The organism is Oryzomonas sagensis (assembly GCF_008802355.1).
Classification (GTDB): domain Bacteria; phylum Desulfobacterota; class Desulfuromonadia; order Geobacterales; family Pseudopelobacteraceae; genus Oryzomonas; species Oryzomonas sagensis.
In genome coordinates this window covers 143251-169216 of sequence record NZ_VZRA01000002.1, presented here as the reverse complement: position 1 = coordinate 169216, position 25966 = coordinate 143251, and the positions used below count along the sequence as shown (strand labels likewise).

The 25966-nt window shown below is 62.1% G+C and carries 23 protein-coding genes and 1 tRNA gene; 12 read left to right on the top strand and 12 right to left on the bottom strand.

All coding sequences use genetic code 11. The features are described 5' to 3' along the window. Window positions 1-8 precede the first annotated feature (8 nt). The 3 genes from F6V30_RS08635 (at window position 9) to prfB (ending at window position 3724) form a co-directional block, all read left to right on the top strand. Complete coding sequence (locus tag F6V30_RS08635) at window positions 9-866, top strand: hemolysin family protein (protein WP_151156586.1); 858 nt, start codon at window positions 9-11, stop codon at window positions 864-866. Next, window positions 863-2434, top strand: coding sequence for an apolipoprotein N-acyltransferase (gene lnt, locus F6V30_RS08630; protein WP_151156585.1), 1572 nt, complete (start codon window positions 863-865; stop codon window positions 2432-2434). Before F6V30_RS08635 ends, lnt begins: the two co-directional genes overlap by 4 nt. A gap of 170 nt (window positions 2435-2604) precedes the next feature. Then, a protein-coding gene (gene prfB, locus F6V30_RS08625; protein ID WP_151156584.1) for a peptide chain release factor 2 occupies window positions 2605-3724 on the top strand; the annotation gives its coding sequence in 2 pieces (ribosomal slippage) (window positions 2605-2673 and window positions 2675-3724; 1119 coding nt in all). Window positions 3725-3808: 84 nt separating this feature from the next. On the opposite strand, the gene F6V30_RS08620 is transcribed toward prfB, so the two are convergent. Next, entirely contained in the window at window positions 3809-4207 is a 399-nt protein-coding gene (locus F6V30_RS08620) for a hypothetical protein (protein ID WP_151156583.1), read from the bottom strand. A 267-nt stretch (window positions 4208-4474) separates the two neighbouring features. Here F6V30_RS08620 and F6V30_RS08615 point away from each other — a divergent pair, with 267 nt between their 5' ends. From F6V30_RS08615 to F6V30_RS08600, 4 genes are all read left to right on the top strand, one after another. Beyond that, window positions 4475-5344, top strand: coding sequence for an NlpC/P60 family protein (locus F6V30_RS08615; protein WP_151156582.1), 870 nt, complete (start codon window positions 4475-4477; stop codon window positions 5342-5344). Between the two features lie 169 nt (window positions 5345-5513). After that, window positions 5514-6755, top strand: coding sequence for a DUF1015 domain-containing protein (locus F6V30_RS08610; RefSeq protein WP_151156581.1), 1242 nt, complete (start codon window positions 5514-5516; stop codon window positions 6753-6755). Between the two features lie 216 nt (window positions 6756-6971). Next, window positions 6972-7778 (top strand): hypothetical protein, encoded by an 807-nt coding sequence (locus F6V30_RS08605; protein WP_151156580.1) that lies wholly within the window; start codon window positions 6972-6974, stop codon window positions 7776-7778. A 231-nt stretch (window positions 7779-8009) separates the two neighbouring features. Further along, complete coding sequence (locus F6V30_RS08600; protein WP_246163431.1) at window positions 8010-10430, top strand: transporter substrate-binding domain-containing protein; 2421 nt, start codon at window positions 8010-8012, stop codon at window positions 10428-10430. A gap of 239 nt (window positions 10431-10669) precedes the next feature. Here F6V30_RS08600 and F6V30_RS08595 read toward each other — a convergent pair whose 3' ends face one another. The 6 genes from F6V30_RS08595 to F6V30_RS17060 all read right to left on the bottom strand — a co-directional run bounded on the left by F6V30_RS08595 (window position 10670) and on the right by F6V30_RS17060 (window position 16922). After that, on the bottom strand, window positions 10670-12064 hold the full coding sequence (locus tag F6V30_RS08595) for an efflux transporter outer membrane subunit (RefSeq protein ID WP_218043319.1): 1395 nt from the start codon (window positions 12062-12064) through the stop codon (window positions 10670-10672). A 5-nt stretch (window positions 12065-12069) separates the two neighbouring features. Further along, window positions 12070-14028, bottom strand: a complete 1959-nt coding sequence (locus tag F6V30_RS08590) for a MacB family efflux pump subunit (protein WP_151156578.1) — start codon at window positions 14026-14028, stop codon at window positions 12070-12072. A 2-nt stretch (window positions 14029-14030) separates the two neighbouring features. Then, the gene (macA, locus tag F6V30_RS08585) at window positions 14031-15233 is read right to left on the bottom strand and encodes a macrolide transporter subunit MacA (RefSeq protein WP_151156577.1); all 1203 of its coding nucleotides are present in this window, start codon (window positions 15231-15233) and stop codon (window positions 14031-14033) included. Between the two features lie 313 nt (window positions 15234-15546). Next, the gene (locus F6V30_RS08580; protein WP_151156576.1) at window positions 15547-15921 is read right to left on the bottom strand and encodes a PDZ domain-containing protein; all 375 of its coding nucleotides are present in this window, start codon (window positions 15919-15921) and stop codon (window positions 15547-15549) included. A 72-nt stretch (window positions 15922-15993) separates the two neighbouring features. Further along, window positions 15994-16599 carry a Spy/CpxP family protein refolding chaperone gene (locus F6V30_RS17065; RefSeq protein ID WP_191965622.1) on the bottom strand — a complete coding sequence of 202 codons (606 nt, stop codon included), beginning with the start codon at window positions 16597-16599 and terminating at the stop codon, window positions 15994-15996. A gap of 53 nt (window positions 16600-16652) precedes the next feature. Next, entirely contained in the window at window positions 16653-16922 is a 270-nt protein-coding gene (locus F6V30_RS17060) for a hypothetical protein (RefSeq protein WP_191965621.1), read from the bottom strand. Window positions 16923-17175: 253 nt separating this feature from the next. Here F6V30_RS17060 and F6V30_RS08570 point away from each other — a divergent pair, with 253 nt between their 5' ends. Then, window positions 17176-18630: an ATP-binding protein gene (locus F6V30_RS08570; RefSeq protein ID WP_151156574.1), complete on the top strand. Its 1455-nt coding sequence runs from the start codon at window positions 17176-17178 to the stop codon at window positions 18628-18630. Next, window positions 18630-19301, top strand: coding sequence for a response regulator (locus F6V30_RS08565; RefSeq protein ID WP_151156573.1), 672 nt, complete (start codon window positions 18630-18632; stop codon window positions 19299-19301). Before F6V30_RS08570 ends, F6V30_RS08565 begins: the two co-directional genes overlap by 1 nt. Before the next feature lie 93 nt (window positions 19302-19394). On the opposite strand, the gene F6V30_RS08560 is transcribed toward F6V30_RS08565, so the two are convergent. Together F6V30_RS08560 and F6V30_RS08555 are read right to left on the bottom strand one after the other, a co-directional pair. Next, entirely contained in the window at window positions 19395-20651 is a 1257-nt protein-coding gene (locus F6V30_RS08560; protein WP_151156572.1) for a DUF3443 domain-containing protein, read from the bottom strand. Continuing rightward, a complete protein-coding gene (locus F6V30_RS08555; protein ID WP_151156571.1) occupies window positions 20638-21108 on the bottom strand; it encodes a DUF2844 domain-containing protein in 471 nt (156 codons plus the stop codon). Before F6V30_RS08555 ends, F6V30_RS08560 begins: the two co-directional genes overlap by 14 nt. A gap of 387 nt (window positions 21109-21495) precedes the next feature. Between F6V30_RS08555 and F6V30_RS08550 the strand changes: the two genes are divergently transcribed. After that, the gene (locus tag F6V30_RS08550) at window positions 21496-22419 is read left to right on the top strand and encodes a hypothetical protein (protein WP_151156570.1); all 924 of its coding nucleotides are present in this window, start codon (window positions 21496-21498) and stop codon (window positions 22417-22419) included. A gap of 187 nt (window positions 22420-22606) precedes the next feature. Here the strand turns inward: F6V30_RS08550 and F6V30_RS08545 are convergent, their stop codons facing one another. Further along, window positions 22607-23344 (bottom strand): Crp/Fnr family transcriptional regulator, encoded by a 738-nt coding sequence (locus F6V30_RS08545; RefSeq protein WP_151156569.1) that lies wholly within the window; start codon window positions 23342-23344, stop codon window positions 22607-22609. Window positions 23345-23660: 316 nt separating this feature from the next. Beyond that, window positions 23661-25064: a MocR-like pyridoxine biosynthesis transcription factor PdxR gene (gene pdxR, locus F6V30_RS08540; RefSeq protein ID WP_151156568.1), complete on the bottom strand. Its 1404-nt coding sequence runs from the start codon at window positions 25062-25064 to the stop codon at window positions 23661-23663. Window positions 25065-25168: 104 nt separating this feature from the next. On the opposite strand from pdxR, the gene F6V30_RS08535 reads away from it, so the two are divergent. Together F6V30_RS08535 and F6V30_RS17435 are read left to right on the top strand one after the other, a co-directional pair. Then, window positions 25169-25540: a pyridoxamine 5'-phosphate oxidase family protein gene (locus F6V30_RS08535; RefSeq protein WP_151156567.1), complete on the top strand. Its 372-nt coding sequence runs from the start codon at window positions 25169-25171 to the stop codon at window positions 25538-25540. A 96-nt stretch (window positions 25541-25636) separates the two neighbouring features. After that, window positions 25637-25768, top strand: a complete 132-nt coding sequence (locus F6V30_RS17435; protein WP_275938136.1) for a hypothetical protein — start codon at window positions 25637-25639, stop codon at window positions 25766-25768. A 79-nt stretch (window positions 25769-25847) separates the two neighbouring features. Here F6V30_RS17435 and F6V30_RS08530 read toward each other — a convergent pair. Next, a tRNA-Gly gene (locus F6V30_RS08530) sits at window positions 25848-25922 on the bottom strand. Window positions 25923-25966 lie beyond the last annotated feature (44 nt).

Sequence of the window (25966 nt, the reverse complement as noted above, 5' to 3'; positions counted from 1 at the left end):
AAAGAGCATTGGAAGAGGGCGGCAGTAAAAGGTCCGGTTTTATCGAATTGGTGAGCCGGTTCGTGACCGGACGCAAAAAGATCACCGAAGAGGAGATCCACGATTTTATCGAGGCCACCGAGGAGGAGGGGCTGGTCAACGAGGAGGAGAGCGAGATGATCCGCTCCATCTTCTCGCTGCGCACGACGGTGGTGCGCGAGATCATGGTGCCCCGTACCGATATGGCCTGCGTCAACATTGAGGCCGGCATCCCCGAGATGCTGGAAACCATCATCGCCTGCGGCCACTCCCGCATCCCGGTCTACGAGAACACCACCGACAACATCATCGGCCTGCTCTACGCCAAGGACCTGCTTAAATTCTGGGATAACGGCCAGGAGCAACTCCAGGTACGCGCCATCATACGCCCCCCCTACTTTATCCCCGAGACCAAGGATCTGGAAGAGCTGCTCCAGGAATTCAGGCGCAAACGGGTCCATCTGGCCATCGTCATCGACGAATACGGCGGCACCTCGGGGCTGATCACCATCGAAGACCTGCTGGAACAGATCGTGGGCGACATCCAGGACGAGTATGACCGGGAAGAGGCGCTCTTCACCGCCAACAGCGACGGTTCCATCACCGCCGACGCCCGCATGCCGGTGGAGGATCTGGAAGACCACTTCGACGTGGAGATCGAACGGGACAAGTTCGACACCGTGGGCGGCCTGATCTTCCATCTGACCGGCAAGATCCCCGCCGTCGGCGACACCATGGAGGGGTCCGGCCTGCACCTGACCATTCTGGACGCCGACGAGCGCAAGGTAAAACAGGTCCGCATCGCACGTCTGGACGCAATTGCCGGTAAAGCGCAGGGTGACGAGTGAGACCTTCATCCCTGCGTACCCAACTGGCAGCGGTCCTCGACCGGCCGGGGCTCTTTGCCATCGCCTCCGGGGTCCTGATCGCCCTTTCCTTTCCCACGGCCGGATTGTCCTTCCTGGCCTGGATCGCCCTGATACCGCTGTTGATCTCCCTGGAAGGGGCGTCCCTGCGCCAGGCCTTTCGCCTGGGCTTTACCTGCGGTCTGGCCGCCTACATCCTCATCCTCTACTGGATCAATATCGTCGTCACCCACTTCGGCCATCTCCCCTGGGCGGTCAGCATTCCGCTCTACCTCGCCCTGGCGGCCTGGCTGGCCCTGTTTTACGGGCTGGCCACCCTGATCGCCCGCTATGGGGAACTGGGGAGGGTCAAACTGGTCTTCACCCTGCCGGTGGCCTGGGTGGCCCTGGACTTTCTCCGCTCCTTTCTGCTCACCGGCTTTCCCTGGGCCATGCTGGGGCACTCCCAGTACCGCATCCTGCCGCTGATCCAGATTGCGGACTTAAGCGGCGTCTACGGCATCACCCTGTTGATCGTGCTGACCAATGTGGTCCTCTACCGGGTGCTGCGGGCGGTTTCCGGGGCGAACGTCCCCTATCCCGCCAAAAGCGCCCTGTTGCTCCTGTTCCTGTTCGCCGCCACCCTTTTCTACGGCTTCAGCCGTCTGAACGGAGAGGAAAAAAGCGCCGCATCGCCCCTCAGGGTGGCCCTGATCCAGGGGAACATCGATCAGGATGTGAAATGGAGCCCGGCCTTTCAGGGACAGACCATGGATATCTACGAGCGGCTCACCCGCGAGGCCGCACGTGGAGGGGTCGACCTGGTGGTCTGGCCGGAAAGCGCCGCACCGTTCTTCTTCCAGGACGAATTCCGGCAGGCGGAGCGGATCCGCTCCCTGGCGCGTGAGATCAACGCCTACGTGCTCTTCGGCAGCCCGGCCCACGAACTGCGTAACGGCACCCGCACCTTCCTCAACAGCGCCTTCGTCGTTGCTCCCAACGGCGAAACCGGCGCCAGGGGGGACAAACTGCACCTGGTCCCCTTTGGGGAATATGTGCCGCTCAAACGTCTACTCCCCTTCGTCAGCAAGCTGGTGGTGGGGATCGGCGACTTCTCCCCCGGCGAGCAGGCCGCTCCGTTGGATGTGGGCAAGACCCGGGCGGGCCTTCTGGTCTGTTACGAAGGGGTCTTTCCCGAGCTGGCCCGGGAATATGTGAATAACGGCGCCCGCATCCTGGTGAACATCACCAACGATGCCTGGTACGGCCGTTCATCGGCTCCCTACCAGCACTTTTCCATCGCGGTGTTCCGCGCCGTGGAGACCCGGACGCCGCTGATCCGGGCCGCAAACACCGGCATCAGCGCCATTATCGACCAGAACGGCCACATCCGCGCCATGAGCACCATCTTCCAGGAGGAGGTGTGCACCGGCGAAATCCAGCCGGGGAGCGGCGACTCTCTGTATCTGAAAATAGGCGACTCGCCGGCCTGGTTCTGTGCTATGCTTACCTTGGGCGTAGTCCTGTTGGCCCGGTTCAGGCAAAAAAGGAAAACGCAGATTTCAGGGTAACCCTAACTTCTGCCACAGAGACACAGAGACACACAGAAAACCAAGGGCAAGGCCCACACGGAACCGAGAGGTTTGACCCAATAGTTTTTCTGCCTTTCTCTGTGGACCTCCGTGTCTCTGTGTCTCTGTGGCGGATTTACTTTTTACTAACCATCAAGGAGTACGAGAACATGTTTCGTGAAGAAGTGGCAAAAATGCAGGACTTTGAGGAACGGATCGCCAAACTTCGGGGGTCTCTTTGACATAGATGACAAGCGGGAAGCGCTCCAGGAGATCGAAGCGCAGATTGCGGTACCCGGCTTCTGGGATGCCCTCGACAAATCCCAGGAGGTCCTCCGCAAGCGCACCGCCCTGGAAAAGCTCCTCCAGAGCTGGGATACCCTCGCCCGGCAGTTGGACGACGTGCGGGTAATGATCGAGTTGGGCGAAGAGGCCCAGGACGAGGCGACCCTTGCCGAGGTCAGGGAGATGAACAACCTCCTCCAGCAGGGTGTCGAGGCGGCCGAATTTCAGCGCATGCTCTCCGGCCCCCATGACCGCAACTCCTGTTTCATCTCCATCAACCCCGGGGCCGGCGGGACGGAATCCCAGGACTGGGCCGAGATGCTGCTGCGCATGTACCTGCGCTACTGTGAGAAGAGGGGGTGGAAGACCGCCATCACCGACTACCAGGCCGGGGACGAAGCGGGCATCAAATCCGCCACCTTCAGCGTCAGCGGCGAGTATGCCTACGGCCACCTCAAGGCCGAGGCGGGCATCCACCGCCTGGTGCGCATCTCCCCCTTCGACAGCAACGCCCGCCGCCACACCTCTTTTGCCTCGGTCTACGCCTTTCCCGAGATCGAGGAGGAGGATATCAGCATCAAGATCTCCGACTCGGACCTGCGGGTGGACACCTACCGCTCCAGCGGCTCCGGCGGTCAGCACGTCAACACCACCGACTCGGCCGTGCGCATCACCCACCTGCCCACCGGCATCGTGGTGGCCTGCCAGAGCGAGCGGAGCCAGATCCTCAACCGGGCCACGGCCATGAAGGTGCTGCGGGCCAAGTTGTACGAGCGGGAGGTTGAGGAGCGAAACGCCAAGGCCTCGGAGATCGCCGCGGAGAAGAAGGAGATCGGCTGGGGGAGCCAGATCCGCTCCTACGTGCTGCATCCCTACAAGATGGTCAAGGACCTGCGGACCGGCGTGGAATCGGGCAACCCGGACGCGGTGCTGGACGGGGCCCTGGACGATTTCGTGGTGGCCTACCTCATGGGGGTGCGCCGCCAGACGGCCGATGTGGACTAGCACGCCGGCCTGCCGACGCAAAAAAGCCGTTCTGCCGGGGTGACCGGAGAACGGCTTTTTAGGTACTTTTATGACAGGCGGAATCTAGACCAGGGCGCTTACCGATGAACCGGCGTGCAACATGAGGTCCATCATGCGCGCCATCATCACCGGCGGCGTCTGGTACACCAGGGTGTTGGTGCTGTCCATGAACCTGATGCGCAGGTCGCCTTTCGAGTTGTAGGTAAAGAGCACCGCTCCGATCCGGCTGCCGATTTTGTTGCTCTTGCCCCCTGAGGTGTCTTTCATGGCGGCTTGGGCTTGGGACCGGTCCTTGCCCAGCAGGGTTACCGTATCAGCCGCGGCGGCTTTCGCCTCCGGGGTGACCGCCAGGCTATCCGTCGTCGGATTGGCCGCCTCGGCGCCGCCGGACACCGGGTTCACAACCATCGCGGTGTCCGTTGCCGCCGCCGTTCCCCCTGTTGTTATCGGATATGTCGTCATGGTATTTCCCTCTCTTCAGGGCAAGGGCACATAAACAAACTTTTGTCAATGTTTGTTATTATATGATATTTCAGGCAATTTGCAACTGCAATTATTTTTTCCCCAAAGCGCGACATTACTTGACAGGGCCACGGGGGAGAGTCTCCCGCATCGGGACAAGCATGCCGGGCGACCGGGACAAAAAGTTCTTTACTCCCTGTGGTCAATTATGGATACTAGTTCCATTCGACCCTTTTCATCACGTCACAACAAAGACATCTTCGAGCCATGTTCTCTACCAGCAAACCAGCCATCATCGCCTTATTCGCCATCGTACTCCTTTCCAGCCCGGGTTGCGGGCACGCGGCCTCGCCATCGGGGCTCGACCGCCTGGGCTTCGCCATCCAGATGGGCGCCTTCGCCGACGTCAAGAATGCCGAGCGTTTTACCGACACCCTCCAGAAAAAGGGGATCGAGGCCTTTTACTTCCGCAAGGACAACGGTATCTATGCCGTGCGTTTCGGCGACTTCGCCACGAAGGACAAGGCCCGCGCCGCGGCCAAACGGCTGGTGGCGGACCGGCTGATCGGCGGCTACTATATCGCCCCCCCCAACGAGATCGTCTTTGCCCGCCCCCGGGGAGCGGGGTGGCAGAAACCGGTGGGGGAAGAGATCACCTCGCCCCGTTCCACCGATGGTTCCAAAACGGCGTGGGACAAGGGTACGGCCCGGACCGGCAAGATGGCGGAGAGCGCCCAGCCGAGGCCGGCGCGGGGCGACCGGGACATGGGGGCCATCGCCGCCCGCACCGCCGAACGTTTCGTGGGCATCCCCTACCGCTGGGGTGGGGAAAACGTGGTGGACGGCATGGATTGCAGCGGCTTTGTGCGGGCGGTCTACAACCTGTGCGGCCTCAGCATTCCCCGGACCTCCCGCGACCAGTTCAAGGCCGGCGACCAGGTAGCGAAGGATGACCTGCGGGATGGGGATTTGCTCTTTTTCGGCTCATCGGCCGACAGCATCAGCCACGTGGGTATCTACGTGGGGAGCGGCAGGTTCGTGCACGCCCCCCGCCGCGGCGAGGACATCAAGGTATCCGCTGTTGACGAAAGTTATTTCGAGCGGCACTTTATCGGCGCACGCCGGTATTTTCAATAGGCTCAGAACAAGCTTTCAGCAGCAAGCCGAAAGCCCCCTCATCCGCCCCTTTGGGGCACCTTCTCCCGCCGGGAGAAGGAATATCCCTCTGCCCTCTTCCACGGGGAGAGGGTGGCCGAAGGCCGGGTGAGGGGATCACTGATTCAGACTACGACCACGAGGTTTTACCATGGCATTCATCAAACCGTTCCGGGCACTGCGCCCCCCCAAAGATCTGGCCGACAAGGTAGCGGCCCTCCCCTATGACGTAATGAACGTGGCAGAGGCCCGCCAGATGGCGGCCGGCAACCCCGCCAGTTTCCTGCACGTCTCCCGGCCCGAGATCGACCTTGCCGCCGGGACCGACCCTCACGACGAGCCGGTCTATGTGCAGGGAAGGAAAAACCTGGCAGAATTCATCCGGCGCGGCATCCTGGTCCAGGACGACCGGGAATGCTTCTACGTCTACCGCCAGCGTATGGGGGAGATCACCCAGACCGGTCTGGTGGTCTGCACCAGCGTGGACGACTATCAGTCCGGCGTCATCAAGAAGCACGAGCTCACCAGGGCCGACAAGGAGGATGACCGGGTCAGGCACATCGACTGCCTGGACGCCAACGACGAGCCGGTCTTCTACCTCTCCCGCTCCAGCGCAGAGATCGAGACCATCATCTCGGGGATTACGGCCGCGCCCCCCGAATACGATTTCACCACCGACGACGGCGTGAGCCACACCCTCTGGATCGTCGCCGACCAGACGCTCATCGGCCGGCTGACCGGCCTGTTCGCCGCCATTCCCCGCCTGTACGTGGCCGATGGCCATCACCGCAGCGCCGCTGCCGGCCGGGTGCGCGAACTGCGCCGGGAGAAGAATCCGGGCCATACCGGCCGGGAGGAGTACAACGTCTTCCTCACCGTCATCTTCCCCGAAACCCAGCTCAACATCATGCCTTACAATCGTGCCGTCAAGGATTTGAACGGCCGGACTGCGGCCGAATTCCTGGCCCGGGTGGAGGAGGCTTTCACGCTCCTCCCTTCCCCGGTGCCGGTCATACCGTGCGAGCGCCATCAGTTCGGCATGTATCTGGATGGCCGCTGGTATCAACTCCACGCCCGCGACACCATCGTGGACGAGTCGGACACGGTCGGCCGCCTGGACGTGTCGATTCTCCAGGACCGCCTGCTCGACCCCATCCTGGGCATCGGCAATCCCCGCACCGACAAACGCATCCATTTTGTCGGCGGCATCAGGGGAAACGATGAACTGGTGAAGCTGGTGGATTCGGGCGAGTACGCCGTGGCCTTCTCCCTCTACCCGACCTCGATCCGCGAGCTGATCGAACTGGCCGACCAGGACCGGATCATGCCCCCCAAATCCACCTGGTTCGAGCCCAAACTGCGGAGCGGCCTCTTCGTGCACCTGCTTTCCTGACGGGCTGCCCCCCTCCGGGAAGGCGGCCCCATCCCGATTATTTCCCCCCCGGCCAAAGGCTGGGGGGGGCGGCCAACGAGGCGCTCCGCAAGATTGGAGAAGGTCTTTGAGCCTGCCGGGACCGTCCCTCCCCTCCCCCATTCCTCTGGATATTTTTTTCATTAAGCGTATAACCAGTTGAACGTGTGACCATCTTCCGCAAAGAAGGAACCGGTAATGTTCAAGAAACCGCTGCCCGAGGAAACCCGCTACACGATCATCTTTGTCGGCATCGTACTCCTGTCCCCCCTCCTGTTCTTCGCCCTCAACCATTTTTTCAAAGGCGACTCTTCGACGCTCCAGTCCGACAAGAAGAAAGAACCTGCGGTCATCGTCTCCGAGTCGGAAAAGGCGGACATCATATCCAAGGCCACCTCCAAATCGGTCACGGATGCCGTCCGCGATGCGGTGAGCCAGGGGGACTACTCCACGGCGCACCTGCAACTGAGCAAGGCGCCCAAAGACTCGGCGGAATACGAGGAGTTGCGGAAGCTGCTGGCCTCCAACCCCCGCGCCCGCAAATTGCCCGGCATCAGGAAAGAGGCGGACACGACCCAGAGCCCCTTGCGCTATCTGGATGAATCAACCCCTCGGGACAGATTCAGCGAAGGGCTTTTCCTCTACCTGGTGGAGGTGTCCGGGAGCGTCTGGCCCAAGTTCTGCATCCAGTCCGTGGGCAAACGGGCTCTGGACATAACCGCCTTCAGGATCAAGGCGGACGCCAAGACCTTCACCATACCGGCCACGGCCATCAAGCAGGAGAAGTCCCCCGGCAAGGTGGCCGAATATTTCGACACCCCGGTGGATCAACTCTCCTACGACGCCATGCGCGCCCTGATCAAGGCACGCAAGGCGACGCTCACCTGTATCGGGAAATCGGACGAGCGGGTGCGGGCGATCACGGATGCGGAGAAGAAGGGGCTGGGCAGGATGATGGACGCCTACACCGCCCTGGGGGGCAGCTTCGCATTCGTCCAGCGCTGATCACGGAGGGCATGGGCTCCGTCATCTCCTCTGTGTCCTGTTGCTTTGCCCCCCAACGGCCGTCTTATTATTAAATTATTGTTATTTTTTCGCTCACTGGGGTAATGTTTGTCGACAGCGGCAGACAAAATGGTGCCGGTTTGTCCACCCTGTCGAGATATGGCGCGTTTTGAGCGTAACGACCCGGAATCATGCCATGCAACGACATTCTCCAGGAGGCGTGTGAACTCCATGATCATCCCCATTGCGTCTTACGTGCTGCGATTCTTTGCATTATCAACCTTTTTGCTTGCCGCTTCCACCTGCATTGCCTCATCCCAGCGGAATTCCGCCGCCTCCCCCGCATCAATCCGCGTTGTCATGGACAACAATTACCCGCCGTATGTCTTCAAAGGCGACCAGGGGCAATTGAAAGGCATTACCGTTGACCAGTGGCACCTTTGGGAGAAGAGAACCGGAATCCATGTTGAACTGACCGGAACCGACTGGAGCGATGCCCAACGCAGAATGGACGCGGGCGAGTTCGATGTGATCGATACGATCTTCCGCAACGAGAAGCGCGAGAAAATATATGACTTTACCAAGCCCTACGCGGTTATCCCCGTACCGCTGTTTTTCCACAAGGATATCTCCGGCATCAGCGGGCCTGACGACGCCAGGGGATTCATGGTTGCCGCCAAGGCCGGCGGCAATGTCCTTGACGTTCTCAGGAAACATGGCGTCACCAACATCGTGGAATACCCCAGTTACGAGAAGATCATTGAGGCGGCCCATGACGGCAAGGTGAAGGTATTTACCGTCGACCGCCCGCCGGCTTTATATCATTTGAACAAAATGGGGATACAGGATCAGTTTCGGGAGACGGCACCGCTTTACAGCGGCGAGTTTCACCGTGCGGTGCCCAAGGGCCGGAACAATCTGCTGGCCGTGGTCGAGAAAGGTTTTGCCGACATCACGCCTGCCGAATACCGCGCCATCGATAAAAAATGGCTGGGGATACCCATAAGCGCTTCGCCGTACGTCCGATATGTGGGCTATTCGGCCCTGGTGATTGCCGCCCTCGTGGCCGGGCTGCTGGTGTGGTTGAGGTTGCTGAAGAGAGCCGTTTCCAATAAAACCCGGGAACTCTCGGGGAGCGAGGAGCGCTTCCGCAGCATTATGTCCCTGTCACCCGACATCATCAGTATTATCGGTAAAGATGGAGCTTTTGCATACAACTCGCCCTCGGCCGAACGAATTCACGGGTATACTCAAGACGATATGTTGGGGCTTACGCCCCTTGATCTCGCCCACCCGGAAGACCGGGAGCGCGTCGATCACGTCTTCAACGAACTCCTGAAAAACCCGGAGAAGATCGCAAACGTGCAGTACCGGTACAGGAACAAGGATGGCAGCTACACCTGGGTGGAATGGTGCGCCTGCAACCAGCTTTCCAACCCCCATATCAAGGGAATCATAGCCATATCGAGAAACATCGAGGACCGGAAAAGGGTGGAAAGCGAGCGTCTGAAGTTGGAACAGCAACTCCTCCACGCCCAGAAACTCGAGAGCCTGGGGGTATTGGCCGGCGGCATCGCCCACGACTTCAACAACATCCTGATGACCATCATGGGCAATGCCGATCTGGCCTTGATGCGCATCACCACCGAATCCCCCGCCGTCGAGAATCTGCACCGGATAGAGAATGCCGCCGCCCAGGCGGCCGACCTCGCCAAGCAAATGCTCGCCTACTCGGGCAAGGGAAAATTCGTTGTCGAGCACATCAACGTGAATTCCCTTCTGACGGAGATGCTGCACATGCTTGAGGTATCCATCTCCAAGAACGCCCTATTACGTCTCAACCTCGCCAAGGACCTGCCGCTCGTGGAGGCCGACACTACCCAGATGCGCCAGATAATCATGAACCTGATTATCAACGCCTCCGAAGCCATCGGCGATACAAGCGGCGTCATCGCCGTCACCACCGGTTGCATGGACTGTGATGCCGGTTATTTAAAAGACACGTGGCTCGATGAAGACATCACCGAAGGGCCCTATGTCTACCTGGAAATTGCCGACACCGGCTGCGGCATGGACAAAGAGACCCTCGCCAAGATCTTCGACCCCTTTTTCACCACCAAGTTTACCGGCCGCGGCCTCGGCATGGCCGCCGTCCTCGGCATTCTGCGGGGCCACAAGGGCGCCATCAAAATCTACACCGAGCCGGGCAGAGGGACCACCTTCAAGATTCTGCTGCCTGCCGCCAGCCGCCCTGCCGAACCGGCCGGTCACGACAGCAGCCGAGACGACTGGCATGGTGAGGGAAAGGTCCTGCTCGTGGATGACGATGAGACCATCCTCGGCATCGGGTCGGAACTGCTTGAAGAGCTGGGTTTCAGCACCACCACCGCCAGGGACGGCAGGGAGGCGGTAGCCCTCTTCAAAGAGATCCCCGACATCGCCTTCGTCCTTCTCGACCTGACCATGCCGCACATGAACGGCGAGCAGTGTTTCCGCGAGCTCAGGCGTATAAGGCCCGATGTCAAGGTGATCATGTCCAGCGGCTACAATGAGCAGGAGGTTACCCAGAAGTTTGCGGGCAAGGGGCTGGCGGGCTTCATCCAGAAACCCTACCGGTTATCGGCGCTGAGGGAGGCTCTACGGGAGATGTAACCTGGAAAAGGCATGTGCTGCAGTTTAATAAAAGCTGTTCTCCCACCCGCTCACAGAGGCACGGAGGACACCAGAGACAAGGCACGTGAAAATCAACGCTCTTGATGATGGCTTTACCAAAAATGTTTTACAGCTTTTCTCGGTGCCTCCGTGAACTTTGTGAGAGAGAGCCTGTGACGTTTTGACAGTTGCTCTCCTTATCGACGTTCGTGCTTTTCGTGGACCGGTATTCTCCAGGTCTAGTGCCCCTGCGCGACCGTCCCCGTTTCCCCGCCCAAGGCCTGATAAAGCGTCATCAGGTTCTTGAGCCGGTTCAGGCGGTTCGCCGCCAGGCTCTTCTCGGCGCTGCGCCGGCTCTCCTGGGCATCCAGCCAGAGTTGCACCGCGGTATAGCCGGCGCGGTAGCGGATTCCGGCCAACTCCTCGGACCGCTGCGCCAGCGCCAGCGCCTCTTCCAACCGTTTCCCCTCCGCTTCGTACTGGGTGCGCCCCGCCAGGGCGTTCTCCACGTCGCTCAGGGCGGCGTACAGGGTCTGCCGGAAGGAGACCACCGCCTGTTCGTACTGCGTCTCCGAGATCTTCACGTTCAACTGCATGGTGTTCCACTGGAGAAACGGCAGGGTCAGGCCGGCGCCCAGGGCGGCGACCGGGTTCTGCAGCACATTCGCCAAGCTGGTGCTGCTGCTCCCCAGGCTGCCGGTCAGGGTGAGCGCCGGGTAGTAGCTGGCCCGGGTGCTGTCCACGTTTGCCAGGTATTCCTTGAGGCGCAGCTCGGCGGCGTGCACATCGGGACGTTGGCCCAACAGGCTGGCCGGCAGGCCTGCCGCCACGGCCGGCAACGGGCCGTCCGGCAACGCCGTGCGCTCAGGCACGCTGTTCTCCGGCGCCTGGTCGAACAGGATCGCCAGGGCGTTGCGCGCCTCGGCCCGCTGGCGCAGGAGCGAGGCGAGGTCGGCCTTCTGGGTGGCCACGGCCTGCCGGGCCTGGACCAGGTCCAGGCTGGAAACGGCGCCGGCACGGTATTTCACCTCCACCTGTTCCAGACTCTTTTCCGCATAGGCGATGCTCGCCTCGCCGAGGGTGATGAGCTGGTTCAGGTAGGCGACCTGCCAGTAATCCGCCGCCGTGGTGCCGATGAGCGACAAGGCCGTGCTCCGCCGGTCCACCTCCGTGGCCTCGGCCTCCCAGCGGCTGGCGTCCCGCGTGGCGTCAAGCCTCCCCCACAGGTCCACCTCGTAGCTGAGCGACCCGGTCACGCTATGGGTCTGGGTGTCGGCATGGTTCTTCAGGTCGCGGCTGATGCTGCTGTTCCCCGTAACGCTTACGGAGGGGGTCAGGTTGGTGTTGGTCAGCCGGGCGGTGAGCTGGGCCCGGCGGACCTTGATGGCGGCCGCGGCCAGGTCGTTGTTGGTGGTGAGCGCCCGCTCGATCAACTCATTCAGCAGCGGATCGTTGAACCTCTTCCACCACTGTTTCCCGTCGGCTACCGCCGTGCCGGTGGTGGCCTCTCCCTGCCACTGGCGGGGCAGGCTGACCTGGGGGGGCGTATAGTCGCTGCGGGGCAGCAGGCTGCACCCTCCCGTCAGCAGGACGGCGGCGAGCAGCAGGGCGAGCGCCCGGTATCGGATCATCATGGTCGTTACTCCCGTGCCAGCGCTTCGATCGGGTCGAGCCGGGCGGCGTTGCGCGCCGGCAGGAAGCCGAACATGACCCCGATCAGGGATGAACAGAGAAATGCCGAAACGATGGAGAAGATGGAAAATTTCATGGTAAAGCTCGTGACGAACATCTGGAAGACCAGCCCCACGCCATAGGAAAGCACGATGCCGATGGAGCCGCCGATGAGGCAGACCAGCACCGATTCGATGAGGAACTGCTGCATGATGTCATCCTGCCGGGCGCCCACCGCCATGCGGATGCCGATCTCATGGGTACGCTCCGTGACCGAGACCAGCATGATGTTCATGACCCCGATCCCCCCCACGATGAGCGAGATCACGGCAATGGCCGAGATCATCAGGGTGAGGGTGGCGGTGGTCTTCTTCACGGTTTTGAGGATGCTGTCGCTGCTGTTGGTATAGAAGTCCTTGGTTCCGTGGCGCTGTTTGAGCAGCTTGATGATGCTCTGCTCGGCGATCTGGTTGGAGACCCCCTCCCGCACCCGAACGGTGATGGAGCTGAAATAGGTCTGCCCCAGAAGCCGGCTCATGGCGGCGCTGTAGGGCATCCAGAGTTCCAGGTTCTGATTGTTGCCGAAGGGACTCTCCTTCTCCTTGGTCACCCCGATGACCTGGCAGGGGAGCGCGCCGAGGAAGAGGATCTTGCCGATGGGGTCCTCCTTGGCGAAGAACTTCTTGCTGGTGTTCTGGTCGATCACCACCACCTGGGCCTGCCGCTTCACATCCTCGGCATCGAACGCCGAACCTTGCGCGATCTCGTAGCCGCGCACGCGGAAGTACTGTTCGCCGACGCCTTTGATGGAGGCGCTGGCCTTGATGTTGCGGTAGCGCACCAATTCGCTGTCGCTGGTGCCCGGCGTGGCGCTGTCCACGTAAACCTGGGACTTCAGCGCCTCCATATCGGCCGGGACCAGGGTGTAGATGCTGCCGGCGTCCTCGTCCCCCCAATCGTTGCCGGGATAGATATCGATGACATTGGTGCCCATGGAGCTGATGTCGTTGATCACCTTCTGGCGCGCCCCCTGCCCCAGCGCCACCACCGAGACCACCGAGGTGATGCCGATGATGATGCCCAGCATGGTGAGGAGCGTCCGCATCCGGTGGGAGGCCATGGCGATGAGGGCCATCTTGAACGCCTCGGCGAACCGCCCCCAATGGGCCTGGAGCGGGTTGCCCGGCTCCTCCCCAAGGGGTTTCTCCGGCAGGGTGGCCTTATCCTTTGCCGGTGCCTTCGGGTTGGGCTGGTCCCGGATGATCTCGCCGTCGCTGATCTCGATGATGCGCTCGGCGTTGCCCGCCACCTGCATGTCGTGGGTGACCAGGATGATGGTGTGGCCCCGGCCGTGCAGTTCGTGGAGGATGTTCATCATCTCCTGGCCGCTTTTGCTGTCCAGGGCACCGGTCGGCTCGTCGGCCAGGATGACGTCGCCCCCGTTCATGAGCGCCCGGGCGATACTCACCCGCTGCTGTTGGCCGCCCGAGAGCTGGTTGGGGCGGTGGTCCCAGCGGTCCTCGAGACCGAGGCGGGCCAGCAGTTCATGGGCTCGGGCCCGGCGCGGGGCCTTCTTGACCCCGGAATAGACCGCCGGAATCTCGGTATTCTGGGTCGCGCTCAGGTGCGGCATGAGATGATAGCGCTGGAAGATGAAGCCGAAGTATTCCCGGCGCAGCTTGGCCAGCTCATCGCCGGACAGGGCGCCGGTCTCCTGGCCGTTGACCGTATAGCTCCCCTCGCTGGGGCGGTCCAGGCAGCCCAGGATATTCATCAGGGTGGACTTTCCCGAGCCGGAGGCGCCGACGATGGCGACCATCTCGCCCGCATGGATGGCGAGGTTGATCCCCTTCAGCACCGGGATCTCCTGCCCGCCGGTGACGAACCGGCGTCCCAGGCCGGTGAGTTCGAGCAATGGCCGGTCCATGCTCAGCGCCTCCCCCCCGGCGGCGGCCCGGGGTGCTGGCTGGTGGTGGTCGCCGGCACGGTAGTGCTGTCCCCCACCACGACCTTGTCCCCCTCCCGTAATCCCTCCAGCACCTGTGCGTAGACGCTGTTATTGATGCCCACCCGGATGGTACGGCTCTCGGGCACATCGTTTCTCAGGACCCGCACCGTATAGCGGCCGTCCTTCAGCTTGTCCCCCAGGGCCGAAGAGGGGATGCAGAGGGCGTGTTTCGCCTCATTCAGTACGATGGACACCTGTGCGGTCATGGAGACCCGCAGCTTGTTGGCCGGGTTGGGAACTTCGAACAGGCCGTAGTAATAGACCGCCGAACTGCTGCTGGAACTGCTGCTACTGGTGGTGCTGCTGGTGCTGCTGGAAACCGGCCCCGGCTCTATGGCCCGCAATTTACTGTAGTATTTCGTGTCCGCATCCCCCAGCAGGGTGAAATAGGTCGTCAGGCCCGGTTTGACCCGCATGACGTCCGCTTCCGAGATCTTGGCCTTGACGGTAATGGTATCCAGGGTGGCCAGGGTGATGATGGTGGTGGCCGACTGGGTGGAGACCACGGTCTGCCCTTCGTCCGTATCGATGGAGATGACGGTCCCGTCCATGGGAGCGCTGATCTGGGTGTACCCCAGGTTGGCCTTGGCCGTATCCACGGCAATGATCGCCTTCTTGATCTGGGCATCCAGGGAGGCGATGGTATGACGCGTACTGTCGAGCGATGCCTGGGCGCTTTCCAGGTCCGCATGGGAGGCGGCGTCCTGGGACGCCATCTGGCTCTGGCGCTGCCAGGCCAGGGTGTACTGCTTCAGGAGCGCCTGGGAGGAGCGCTTCTGGGCGCGCAGGTTCTCCACCTGGGCCTCCGCGTCCTTGAGGGAGTTCAACTGGGTCACCGAATCGATCTCTGCCACCAACTGCCCCTTCTTGACCCTGTCCCCCAGGGCCACGTGCAACGTCTTCAACTGCCCGGACACCTGGGCGCCGACCGCGACCGTCTTGAAGGCCTTCAGGATGCCGCTGGCCAGGACACTTTCCTCGATGTCCATCCTGGCTGCGCTTGCCGTGACATAGGTGACCTTGGGCTTGGCGAAGAAAAAATGCCTGACCCCAAAACCGCCCCCCGCGAGGAGCACGACGATGCCCAGGGCGATGATGATTCGTTTACGCGCTAACTTTGTCATTGAATCGATCCATTTCTATGCCTGGCCGCGAGTGGCTGCCATCCGGGCCAGGGAAAATTTCACCACATGATCCGCAAACGCCTCGAGGTCGTCCAAGGGGTGGGAGGCCTCCCCCATTCATGGCCTCGCCGAGGGCATGGAGCCGCACCTCGACGTTTGTTTTAAATTATCAGGTAAAAGAGTCAAGAGATTATTGCACTTGCCGTGAAAAGATGTGGAAATCGTCGGGGGTGCATAAACGGGTGAGAAAGCACGGCACCCGATCCGTTGAGGAGGCAAGTCAACGAAGCGAGCGCCTCGATGTATAGCGGGTTCAGCAGCAACAGGAGCCTCCCTCTCTTCCAAGGCTCTCTTCTTCGTACGGCAGGGCGAGATATCGCCACGCGCCGACGCGCCGGAACAGCAACCTGATCGGTGTCTGGGCCTCGTGGGCGGCCAGGGTATCCTTCAGGTCTTTGATGGTTCTGGTAGGTTTTCCGTCTACCTCGGAGATGATGTCGCCGGTCGCCACCCCGGCCAGGTCGGCTGCGCCGCCCCACCTGACCGCCATGACGATGATCCCGGCCACCAATTCCATCCCGCTGCGCAGGGCGGAGACATGGTCTATTTCCGTGACGGCCATGCCCAGGATGTCAAGCTTGACCGGGCATGTTTCCCGCACCTGTTCTCGAAGATAAGGTAATACCATCGCAGCCTCCCGCACTTCTGTTCGTAGAGGATTATGGGGACAGCCTCCTCGTGGCGGCCATCCCCACGTCACCTATCTCTGTCCCTCGCCAGGGCCGGGACCGGGTCCCGGCATCCGGTCACCGTCCTTGCCGGGGCCGTCATCGCAGGGTGGCGGCGGCATGTGCTCCGGCCCGTGTCCACAGCCGCACCTCCCCTCAGGCCCATGGCCGCGGTGGGGAGGCGGTGGTGGGCATTTGTCGGCAAGGGCCCGCTGTTCCGGGGTCAACAGGGCATTGACCTGGCTGCGCGTCCGCTCGAACGAAACGAGCAGCTCGACCTCGGCCTGGGCCTTCTTTGTTGCAATGGCACGGATGGCCGCTTCATCGAACGTTGCGGCACGGGAGGCATCGCGCAGCTGCTTGTGATATTCCGCCATTTTCTGCATCAGCGGCGCCGTTTTTTCCCGTTCTGCCGCAAACAGCGCCTTGACCTTCTTCTGCTGGTCGCTGGTCAGCTTGAGCCGCTGCGCCATGTGGGCGACCATCTCCTCGGACGGAGGCGGCATCATCCCCGGCCCCCCCATGCCCCGCTCATCCATCCCCCCGTGTCCGCTTTCGCCCGTCGCCCTGGCCCAGCCGCCATTGGTGCCTAGTGCCGTTGCCGCCAGCAGGACGCACACCATGATCTGCCGTTTCATAAGGATTCTCCCCTCGCCTGTTCCTGCCATTCGTTGGTTGTCGTCATTGCCGTTCAGTTCCGAGGCTGAGGAGGCGGTGCGTCTTCCGGGACCGCCACCAACTGATCCGCAAACTTTCTGCAGGTCGCCTTGATCGTGCCACCGTTGGGGGTGACGATCTCCACAGCGGCCCCTTCGCTTTTGTCCTTGCAGGCATCGAATGCCGCCTGGGGGGGCTCCCGGCGCTCGCCCGGGGTAGGCCCCACACTGGCCCATGCCGGGGCCGAAACCATGACGCCCGCCACGAGCAGGGCGCCTAGCCGTTTCATACCGCGTATTCCCATACTTCACTCCTTTCCGCGACTTGTACTGTTCCGCCAACGCCATCGGCGCAACCGTCGATCCGCCGTTAAAAAGCACTCGTTACCATGGGAAAAGGCTAGCAAGCCAATATGGTTGAAATATGTAACAATTATGAAAAAAGCGGACAGACAATTCTGAAGATGGTCCTCGCCCACGGTTTGTGATAATAATCGCCTATTCTGTTTATGGTCGGTCCGCGGGACCGCCGTAACGATGACAAGGGGATTTTGGTCGATGAAGATCCGCATCACCTACCGCCTGTTCCTGGTGATCCTGGCGGCCGCCATCCTGACCGTACTCAGCACGTTCTTCATCATGCAGTGGAGCGTGGAACATGGGTTTCGGCGCTACCTGCACAACGTTGAGCAGACCCAGTTCGCGCGGCTGGCGGTGCGGCTGGAGTCGGGCTATGCCGCCCAGGGTGGCTGGGATTACCTGAAGAACGAACCGGAGCAGTGGCTCCGGCTCATTGCGGAAACATTCCCCCAAGGTCACCCCAGGCCCCCCGAGGAGCAGCCCCAGGGAGGCCCCCGGCCCGGGGAGCATGACCGGGAGCCGCGGCCCCTCCTCCCCCCACCCATGGGCCACCCGCCCCGGGAGATCGGCAGGATGTTCCTCCTGCTGGACGGGAACAAACAGCCGGTATTCGCTCCGGCGGAGATCCCGGCGGACACCACTCTCAAGCCGCTCCAATACCGCAACAGGACCGTGGGCTACCTGGGACTCCTGCCCCACAAACGGCTCACGGACGACTTCCAGCGCCGCTTTCTCAAGGATGTCCAATCCGCTCTGAGCCTGATCGCCGGAACCATCGTGCTCCTGGCCGCAGGGTTCGCCCTTCCCCTGGCCAACCGCCTGGTCCGGCCGATCAAGGCCCTGGCCGCGGCCACCGAGCGGCTTGCGTCCGGAGAGTACACCACCCGGGTACCCATAACATCGACGGACGAACTGGGTCAGCTTGCCCGGGGGTTCAATTCCCTGGCCCTGACCCTGGAAAAAAACGATCAGACACGGCGCCAGTGGGTCGCCGATATCTCCCACGAACTGCGCACCCCCCTGGCCATCCTGCGGGGCGAAATCGAGGCGATCCAGGACGGGATCCGCCCGACAAACCCGGACGCCATCGACTCCCTCCACGGGGAGGTGCTGCGCCTGGAACACCTGGTGAACGACCTCTACCAACTCTCCCTCTCCGATGTGGGCGCCTTGACCTACCGCAAAGTGGAGCTGGAGCTGGACGCCCTGCTGACGGGGGTGCTCGCCACCTACCGCCCCCAGTTCGCCGCCCGGGAGATTACCGTGGCCGCCACGATCCTTGGGGAGGGAACGGACGTGGTGTTCGGCGATCCCGAGCGCATGCGCCAGCTTTTCGTCAATATCTTCGACAATGCCCTGAAATATACCGATCCGGGCGGCACGATCGCCGTCCGCCTGACGTACCAGTCAAAATTGGCCGCCATCGACATCGAGGATTCGGCCCCCGGCGTACCGCCCGGCGACCTTGAACGGCTGTTCGAACGGCTCTACCGGGTGGAGGCCTCCCGCAACCGGGCCGCCGGGGGCGCCGGACTCGGCCTGGCCATCTGCCGCAATATCGTCGAGGCCCACGCAGGGACCATTACCGCCCACCCCTCATCGCTTGGGGGAATCTGGATCAGAATAGAACTACCGTTGACGGGGAGATGCTGATGAATGGCAAGATACTGATTGTAGAAGACGAAGAGAAACTGGCGGCGCTGCTGCACGATTACCTGCACCAGAACGGCTACGACGCCCACCGCCTGGACAATGGCCTGGAGGTTGTCGCCTGGGTGCGGGAACATACGCCCGCCCTCATTCTCCTCGACCTGATGCTGCCGGGCCGCGACGGTATCGAGATCTGCAAGGACATCCGCACCTTCTCCAGCGTGCCGATCATCATGGTCACCGCCCGCATCGAGGAGATCGACCGCCTGCTCGGGCTCGAATTGGGCGCCGACGACTACATCTGCAAGCCGTTCAGTCCCCGGGAGGTGGTGGCGCGGGTCAAGTCGGTCCTGCGCCGGGCCGGGAGCGAACAGACGACCCAGGCGCATGGGCTCGTCCTGGACGAGCCGCGTTACCGGGCCACCCTCACCGGCAATGACCTGGATCTCACGGCGGTTGAATTCAAACTCCTGCAGTTCCTCGTCGCCAGCCCGGGGCGCATCTACAGCCGGCAGCAACTCATGGACCAGATCTACCTCGACCAGCGCACCGTGAGCGACCGCACCATCGACAGCCATATCAAGAAGCTGCGGAAAAAGATCGCCAGCGTCGATCCCGAGGCGGAGCTGATCCATTCGGTGTACGGCGTGGGGTACAAATTCGAGGTGCTGTAACGGATAGGTTATCCCCCTGCTTCCTCCGGGGGTTTCCGTGGCTCCGTGGCCTGGCTGCCGTTATTACGGTTGTCGGAGGAGCACCCAAGACCATCAGTACGCCCAGTACGGGCCGGTTCCCAGGGGGGAGCCCGTTCCGTCGATCCCCACATAGACGTTTCTCCCCAGAAAGAAGGGGAGGCCCCAGTCGAAGCCGCCGCTCATGGCGCCCCCAAGGGCGGGGAACACCATGTAGGACGAGTTGAACATGGTGACGGCGCTACCGATCGTGAAGTCGATGGTGCCGAAGGGCGAACCGTTATACCCGGCGTTGACGGCGCTCAGGCTCTTGGTCGTCGCGGGGCAGAACCAGGCGGAATAACCGGAGACGGTGCAGGCCGACACAAGGCTTGTGGCAGGGAAGTACAGGCCGTTGGAACCGGTGTCCAGAAAGCTGGCGTAGGTCGTGCCGTTATAGGTCGTGAGGAACTCGGCGGTCGACGCATCGGCAGGGTATGTGGTTACCGACGAGGGGATGTTGTTGGAGCGGGTGCCGATCCCCAGGGTGAGCGAGCCTGCGGCTGAGGCGGCCCCGTTCGTGGCGACCGTGGGGAGTTGCACGATTACGCCGTTATTGTCCAGCGGGAGCAGCGCCACCGGGTTGGGCACCTGTTTGGCGAGTTCCGCCGCCGTGGCGGTGCAACTCGATCCGCTGCAGGAGTAGTACATCCCGTTATCGGCCGCGTCGACGCAACCCGCACCGCAATCCCGCGCAAATAACCCCACCCCCAGTATCCCGTTGAATCCCGCCGCCGTGGGGCTGGCATCGGCACTCCTGCAAGTCTGGGGAGGGGAACCGAAGCCGGCGTTGATCACCTGGATCGGCATCTGCACGCTGGATTCTCCCCCCAGGACCACATCCGCCGTCATGACCGGCCCCCACAACGCAGACCCGTCCCCGAACTGGACGCATTCGGCCAACGACCCGCCGCCGGCGCTGGCTACCTGGGTAAGGGATACCCCGGTCAGGGCGGTGCTGAAGATACGCAACCCGTAACTCCCGGTATCCAGCAGGATGTCGCTGACGGTCTGACAGGTGGAGGTGCCGGGGGTGCAGATCGTCACGCTGACGCACGGCTTGTTGACATAAGAGCCGGAGGTGCTGCCGGAGCAGAGGGAACCGTTGACGGTGACGGCGAGCACATTGCTCGCGGTAGTGCCGGTTGTCGTACCCGTGGTGCCGGTCGAGGTGCCGGTGGTGCCGCTGGTGGTGCCGGTCGTGGTACTGCCGGTGCCGGAGCTGCCGCCCGAACCGCAGCCGGCGACAAGGGCCATGACAAGGAGCGTCATGCCTACGTTACTTGATTTCATCGATGGTTACCCCCGTTGGGATCAATGCCGGGGCATAGGCCCTGCCCTGCAGATTCCGCATGTGTCCCCACTTCTCCACCACGACCCCATCCGACTGCACCTGCTGGCGCCGGAGCCCGCGCGTGCGCGCGGTTTGCCGCAGGGCGGCCCGATATTCGCCGGAATAGGAACCGAGGAGGGTGGTGAGGTCGGGATGCGCCCGGCCATTCCAGACAACGGCGAACACCACACCGGACGCGGAGACGTATTCCCGTACGGTGCTCGAATCGGACCGGAACTCCTGGACCGTGTAGGCGCCGCGGGTCGTAGTGGCCCGATGCACGGCCGCAAGGGCCGCGCGGTCCGCCGCGACCGAAGCGGCGGTCCCGCCGAGCGCGGCCTCCCCCAAACGGGGAAGAACGAGCATACTTACGGCCACGCCAAAACAGGCCCATCGGCCCCGGGTACTGTGTTTCATGGGAACCACCTTTTCTCCCCTGTCATCACAACGTATGGCCGGGGATGTTTGTGCCGGTTGCGGCGAAAATTCACGATGCCGGCCATGAGGATAGCGAAGGACTATGGATGAAATATGCAGCAATCGAGGAAAATTTGCCACCATAGCGGCAAATTGCACAAAAACTTTCTCTTTTCCTTCACAATTCATCCTCATTTCGCGCGTACACACGATACGTACCATGCGAAAAGACGCCGGCACCCGCCTCCGGGAAGGGCGTGGGTCAGGCGTTCCAACCGTGAAAGGAGCCCCTATGGACGGATAGCGCAAGCACATCGCGTCACGAGTCCCCGTTGATCCAGACCGGCGCTTCCAACCCGGTTCATTCTACCACAAGGAGGTCTACACATGTCAATTTCAGGTATCTCTTCCAGCAGTTCCAGTTTTTTTGCCAAGATTGCCCAGGATTTTCAGGACATCAGCACCGCCCTCCAGTCGGGCGACATGACCGACGCCCAACAGGCATACGCCGCGCTTGCCTCGGATAAGGCAGCGCAATCGGGCACGAGCGGCACGGACAGCGTTGGCAACGATAGCAACAACCCCATGGCCCAGGACATCCAGAGTTTAGGCAGCGCCCTCCAATCGGGCAACCTGACCGATGCCCGGAATGCCCTCGACAAGATCCAGCAGCACATGAAGGGACAAGGTGAGTTTGCCAAGCAGCAGATGGACCTTGCCTCGCTGCTCTCCACCGACTCGACGGCTGCCGCCGACTCCACCGACTCCACGAGTTCTTCGGACACCAATCCCCTGGCACAGGACTTCCAGGCCCTGAGCGCGGCCTTGACGTCGGGCAACCTATCCGACGCCCAGACGGCCTTCGCAACGCTCCAGGAGGATGTCTCAGCGCAGGACGGCGGCCAGGGCAACGATCCGTTCAGCCAGGATCTCCGGAGCCTGGGCAGCGCCCTGCAATCCGGCAACCTGACCGATGCCCAGACAGTCTTCTCCCGGATCGAGGACAAACTGTCGTCCCCGCCGCCGCAACCGCCCGAGGGTGTCGCACCCACCCCATCCTCAACCCAGGCCAGCGGCGATACCCAGGATACCGTCGCCCAAACGCTCCAGGCGCTGTTGGATGCCCTGGACAAAGCTTCCTCGTCGTCCGCCGCAACAGCGTCAGCCACGACGGACACCGGCAGCGACAGTTCCGCCGCCAGCCTGCAGGCGCTGCTCAGCTCGGCGCTGAAGGACTACCTGCAGCTCAGTTCGAACAGCTATGCCCATGATGCGGAAAACACCTCCCAGATTTCATCGGCAACCGTTTAGGCAGCAGAGTGAACACCCCGTCCTGCCATCGCCATCAACCGGCTGGCCCTCGTTGAGGAAGCCTGAAAAGAATGCCGACCGACCGAGGCATTTACAATTCTGAACAATCGCTGGCAGACAGAAAAGGTGGGGAACAGGAAAAGCGAAGGGGCCGGGTCCAACGATCCGGCCCCTTCCTGCATCTGACCTAAAAGTCCGAGGAGAGGTTCTTGTACAATTGGGACTGGCGGTATTTGTCGAAAAAGGTGGGCATCAGCTTGAAGTGCCGCCCGACCATCTCGATCTCGTGCTGCTCCTTCATCTTCCGCAGCACCCTGGTGACCGTTTCCCGGGTGATCTGAACCCGGTCGGCGATGCTTTGCTGGGAGAAGATGGAATTAATGATGATGCCGTGGCTGTTCCTGGTCCCCAGCGTCGTGCTGTAGTGCGCCAGGGTGGCCCTGATCTTCGACTCGGCATCGTTGATCCCGATGACGTTATGGAAGAGCCAGCTTTCCCGCAGACGCTGGCACAGCACGGTGATGACCTGACGCAGCGCCTTGTTGTTGTTCAGGAAGAATTCGTCGAACGCGCTCTTCCCGATCAACAGGACCTTGCACGGCTCCGTGGCGACCACCGTGGCAAAATCGGTTTTGCCGTCCAGAAGCCCCATATCGCCGAAATAATCGCCCCGGTGACGGAACGCCATGACCCGTTCTTCCCCGCTGCTCGACAGGTCAACGACCCTGACCCGCCCCTTCAGAATGATGTACATCTGCTCGATATGCTCGTCGGCGTTGATAATAATCTCATCCTTGTGATAGCTGTAAATGGCTGTTTTTTCCAGCAACTCGGCGATCTCCTCGTCGGAGAAACTGATAAACAGCGGGACGTCCTTGACGATCCTGGTTGCCAACTCCGGGTCGAACGCTCTTCTGATCATCATTCGCTCCTTGTCCGGGCCTCCCCGCCCAGGGGTGCCGTTTTCGTAGCTCACACATGATAAGTATAGCAAAGTTTTGCCGGTTGGCTTGCCGGCCCCGGATATCGGCGGCCACCCTGGGGGGAGCCGATATAAAATCACGTCGTTATGGAGGAATGGGGGACTGTTCGGTTCATGCGCAAGCGCAGTTTCCGGGCATGGTCACCCGGCACCGGCAACGTCGTTTTCTCCGGCTCACCCCGGTGCCCCCATCTGCCCCGGTAAAATTATTCATAACTGCACCTGTCAGCACGGGCAGTTTTCCCTTATAGTGGGGATATCAGGGGCTGTTCCGCCATGCCTGGAGCAGGAGCCGGACCCCCTGTTCGATCTCGTCGCCGTTCATACCGCCGAAGCCGAGCAACACCATGGGCGGGCCGCTCCGGGGGACGTCACAGGTTGCGGAAAAGGGGAACAGCCGGACGCCCCTGTGGCGGGCCCGGTCGATCAGCTCTGTTTCGTCCGGGCCAGGGCCCAAGAGCTGTACGGCCACGTGGAGTCCGGCGCCCTGGCCGATAATGGCGGCCTGGTTTCCGAAGTGCCGTTCCAGGGCGTGAAGCAGGGCATCGTGTTTTCGCTTGCAGATGATGCGCATCCGCCGGATGTGCCGTTCCCAGTGTCCCTGCTCCATGAACGCGGCCAGGGTCTTCTGCTCCAAGAGCGGCACGGTCGAGAAGTAATGACTGAAGCGGTGGTGGTAAGGGGCGAGCAGGGTCCGGGGCAACACGAGGTAGCTCGCCCGCAGGGCCGGGGAGAGGATCTTGGAGAAGGTCCCCAGATAGATGATGTTCCCGTCCGGACGCAGCCCCTGCAACGAGGGGATCGGCTTGCCGTGATAGCGCAGTTCGCTGTCGTAGTCGTCCTCGATGATCATCTTGCCGCCGGTTGCGGCCCACTCAATCAGCCGCAGCCGGTTGGCCACCGGCATGACATACCCCATGGGGAGTTGATGGGACGGGGTGACGTAGGCTACGGTGCCGCCGCTTCCCCGGAGAGCCGCCAGGTCGAGTCCCCCCGGCCCGACCGGCAGGGGGATGACCCGGTAGCCGTGATTGCGGAAAAGGGAGCGGGGCAACGGGTAGCCCGGGTCCTCCACCGCCACGGCGGAGTGGCCGTCCTTCAGCAGAACGGCCACGATATCCAGGCTCTGTTGCAGGCCGGCGCAGATCACGATCTGCTCCGGGTCGCACACCACGCCCCGGGAACGTTCCAGGTAGGCGCGGATTGCGACGCGCAGCCCCCAATCCCCCTGGGGCTCGCTATAGTGGGTCAGTTCGCGGACGCTGTCCCGCAGGGTCTCCAGGAAGAGCCGGCGCCAGATGGCGGCCGGAAAGCTCGCCGGGTCGAGCCGGGCGGGATGGAAGTCGAAGGCGCAGGGGTGCGGGGGGTCCTGGAGTGGAGTCTGCCGGGGCGCGGCCGGGATGAGGGAGCGGGGCGCGGCCTCGCTGTCCAGGGCCGAGACGAAGTAGCCGCTGCGCGGCTTGCTGTAGATGTACCCCTCGCCGTACAGCTCCAGGTAGGCGCTCTCCACCGTGGTGCGGCTGGCGGCAAGCTCGGCGGCCAGGTCCCGGACCGAGGGGAGCCGACTGTCGGCCGGCAACTCCCCCGACAGGACCCGTTCCCTGATCTGGTGGTACAATTGCCGGTACAGAGGGGTCTGGTCATGGAGGTTCAGGATGAACATAACGCCCCCGCGGATCAAGGATGGGTTGCATCATAGAGACAGCAGTATACCGTATCCCTTCGGGGGGCGGCAAAGGGAAACTATACCCAACAAGGAGGTTACACATGATTCCGGGAAAATTAGTGGAAGTGATGAAACAGGACGGGGTCGTGGCCATCGCCACCCTGGGCCCGGACGGGCCGCACATGGTCAACACCTGGAACAGCTACCTGATCGTCTCCCCGGAGGGACGGCTCTTGATCCCGGCCGGGTACATGCAGCACACTGAGGCCAATGTGGCCTACAACGACCAGGTTCTGATCACCCTGGGCAGCTCCAAGGTGGCCGGGAAGCAGGGGCCCGGCACCGGCTTCTTGATCAAGGGGACGGCCGCCTTCGTGACCGCGGGCCCGGATTTCGACGTGATCAAGGCGCGTTTCCCCTGGGCGCGGGCCACCCTGGCGGTCACCATCGCATCGGCAGCCCAGACCCTGTAGGCACGGCCTGGCCCCTTTGGGGCAGGCGGATCGTTTTTTTACCTCTCCCCGGTGCGGTGCCGTTTGCGCTATACTGGCATCAGGAGGTATACAGCAATGACGACCTGCCACGAAAGACCTGTCCACGAAGTGCCGGGCATGGCCATCGCCTTCATCGGCTTGCTCCTCCTCGCCGCCTGTTGCATAGCCGGGCCGCTGTTGATGGTTCTGGTGAGTGGCTTGTGGTGAGCGGGTGGCTGGATGTGGGGGCGCCTCCAACGCAGGACGCAAAAAAGCCAGGCTTTTGGCCTGGCTTGTGCGCTCTAAATGGAGCGGGAAACGGGATTCGAACCCGCGACTTCAACCTTGGCAAGGTTGCACTCTACCACTGAGTTATTCCCGCTTGGTGAGTTTTGTTTTTTACCAAAATCAGGCCTGTGTGTCAAC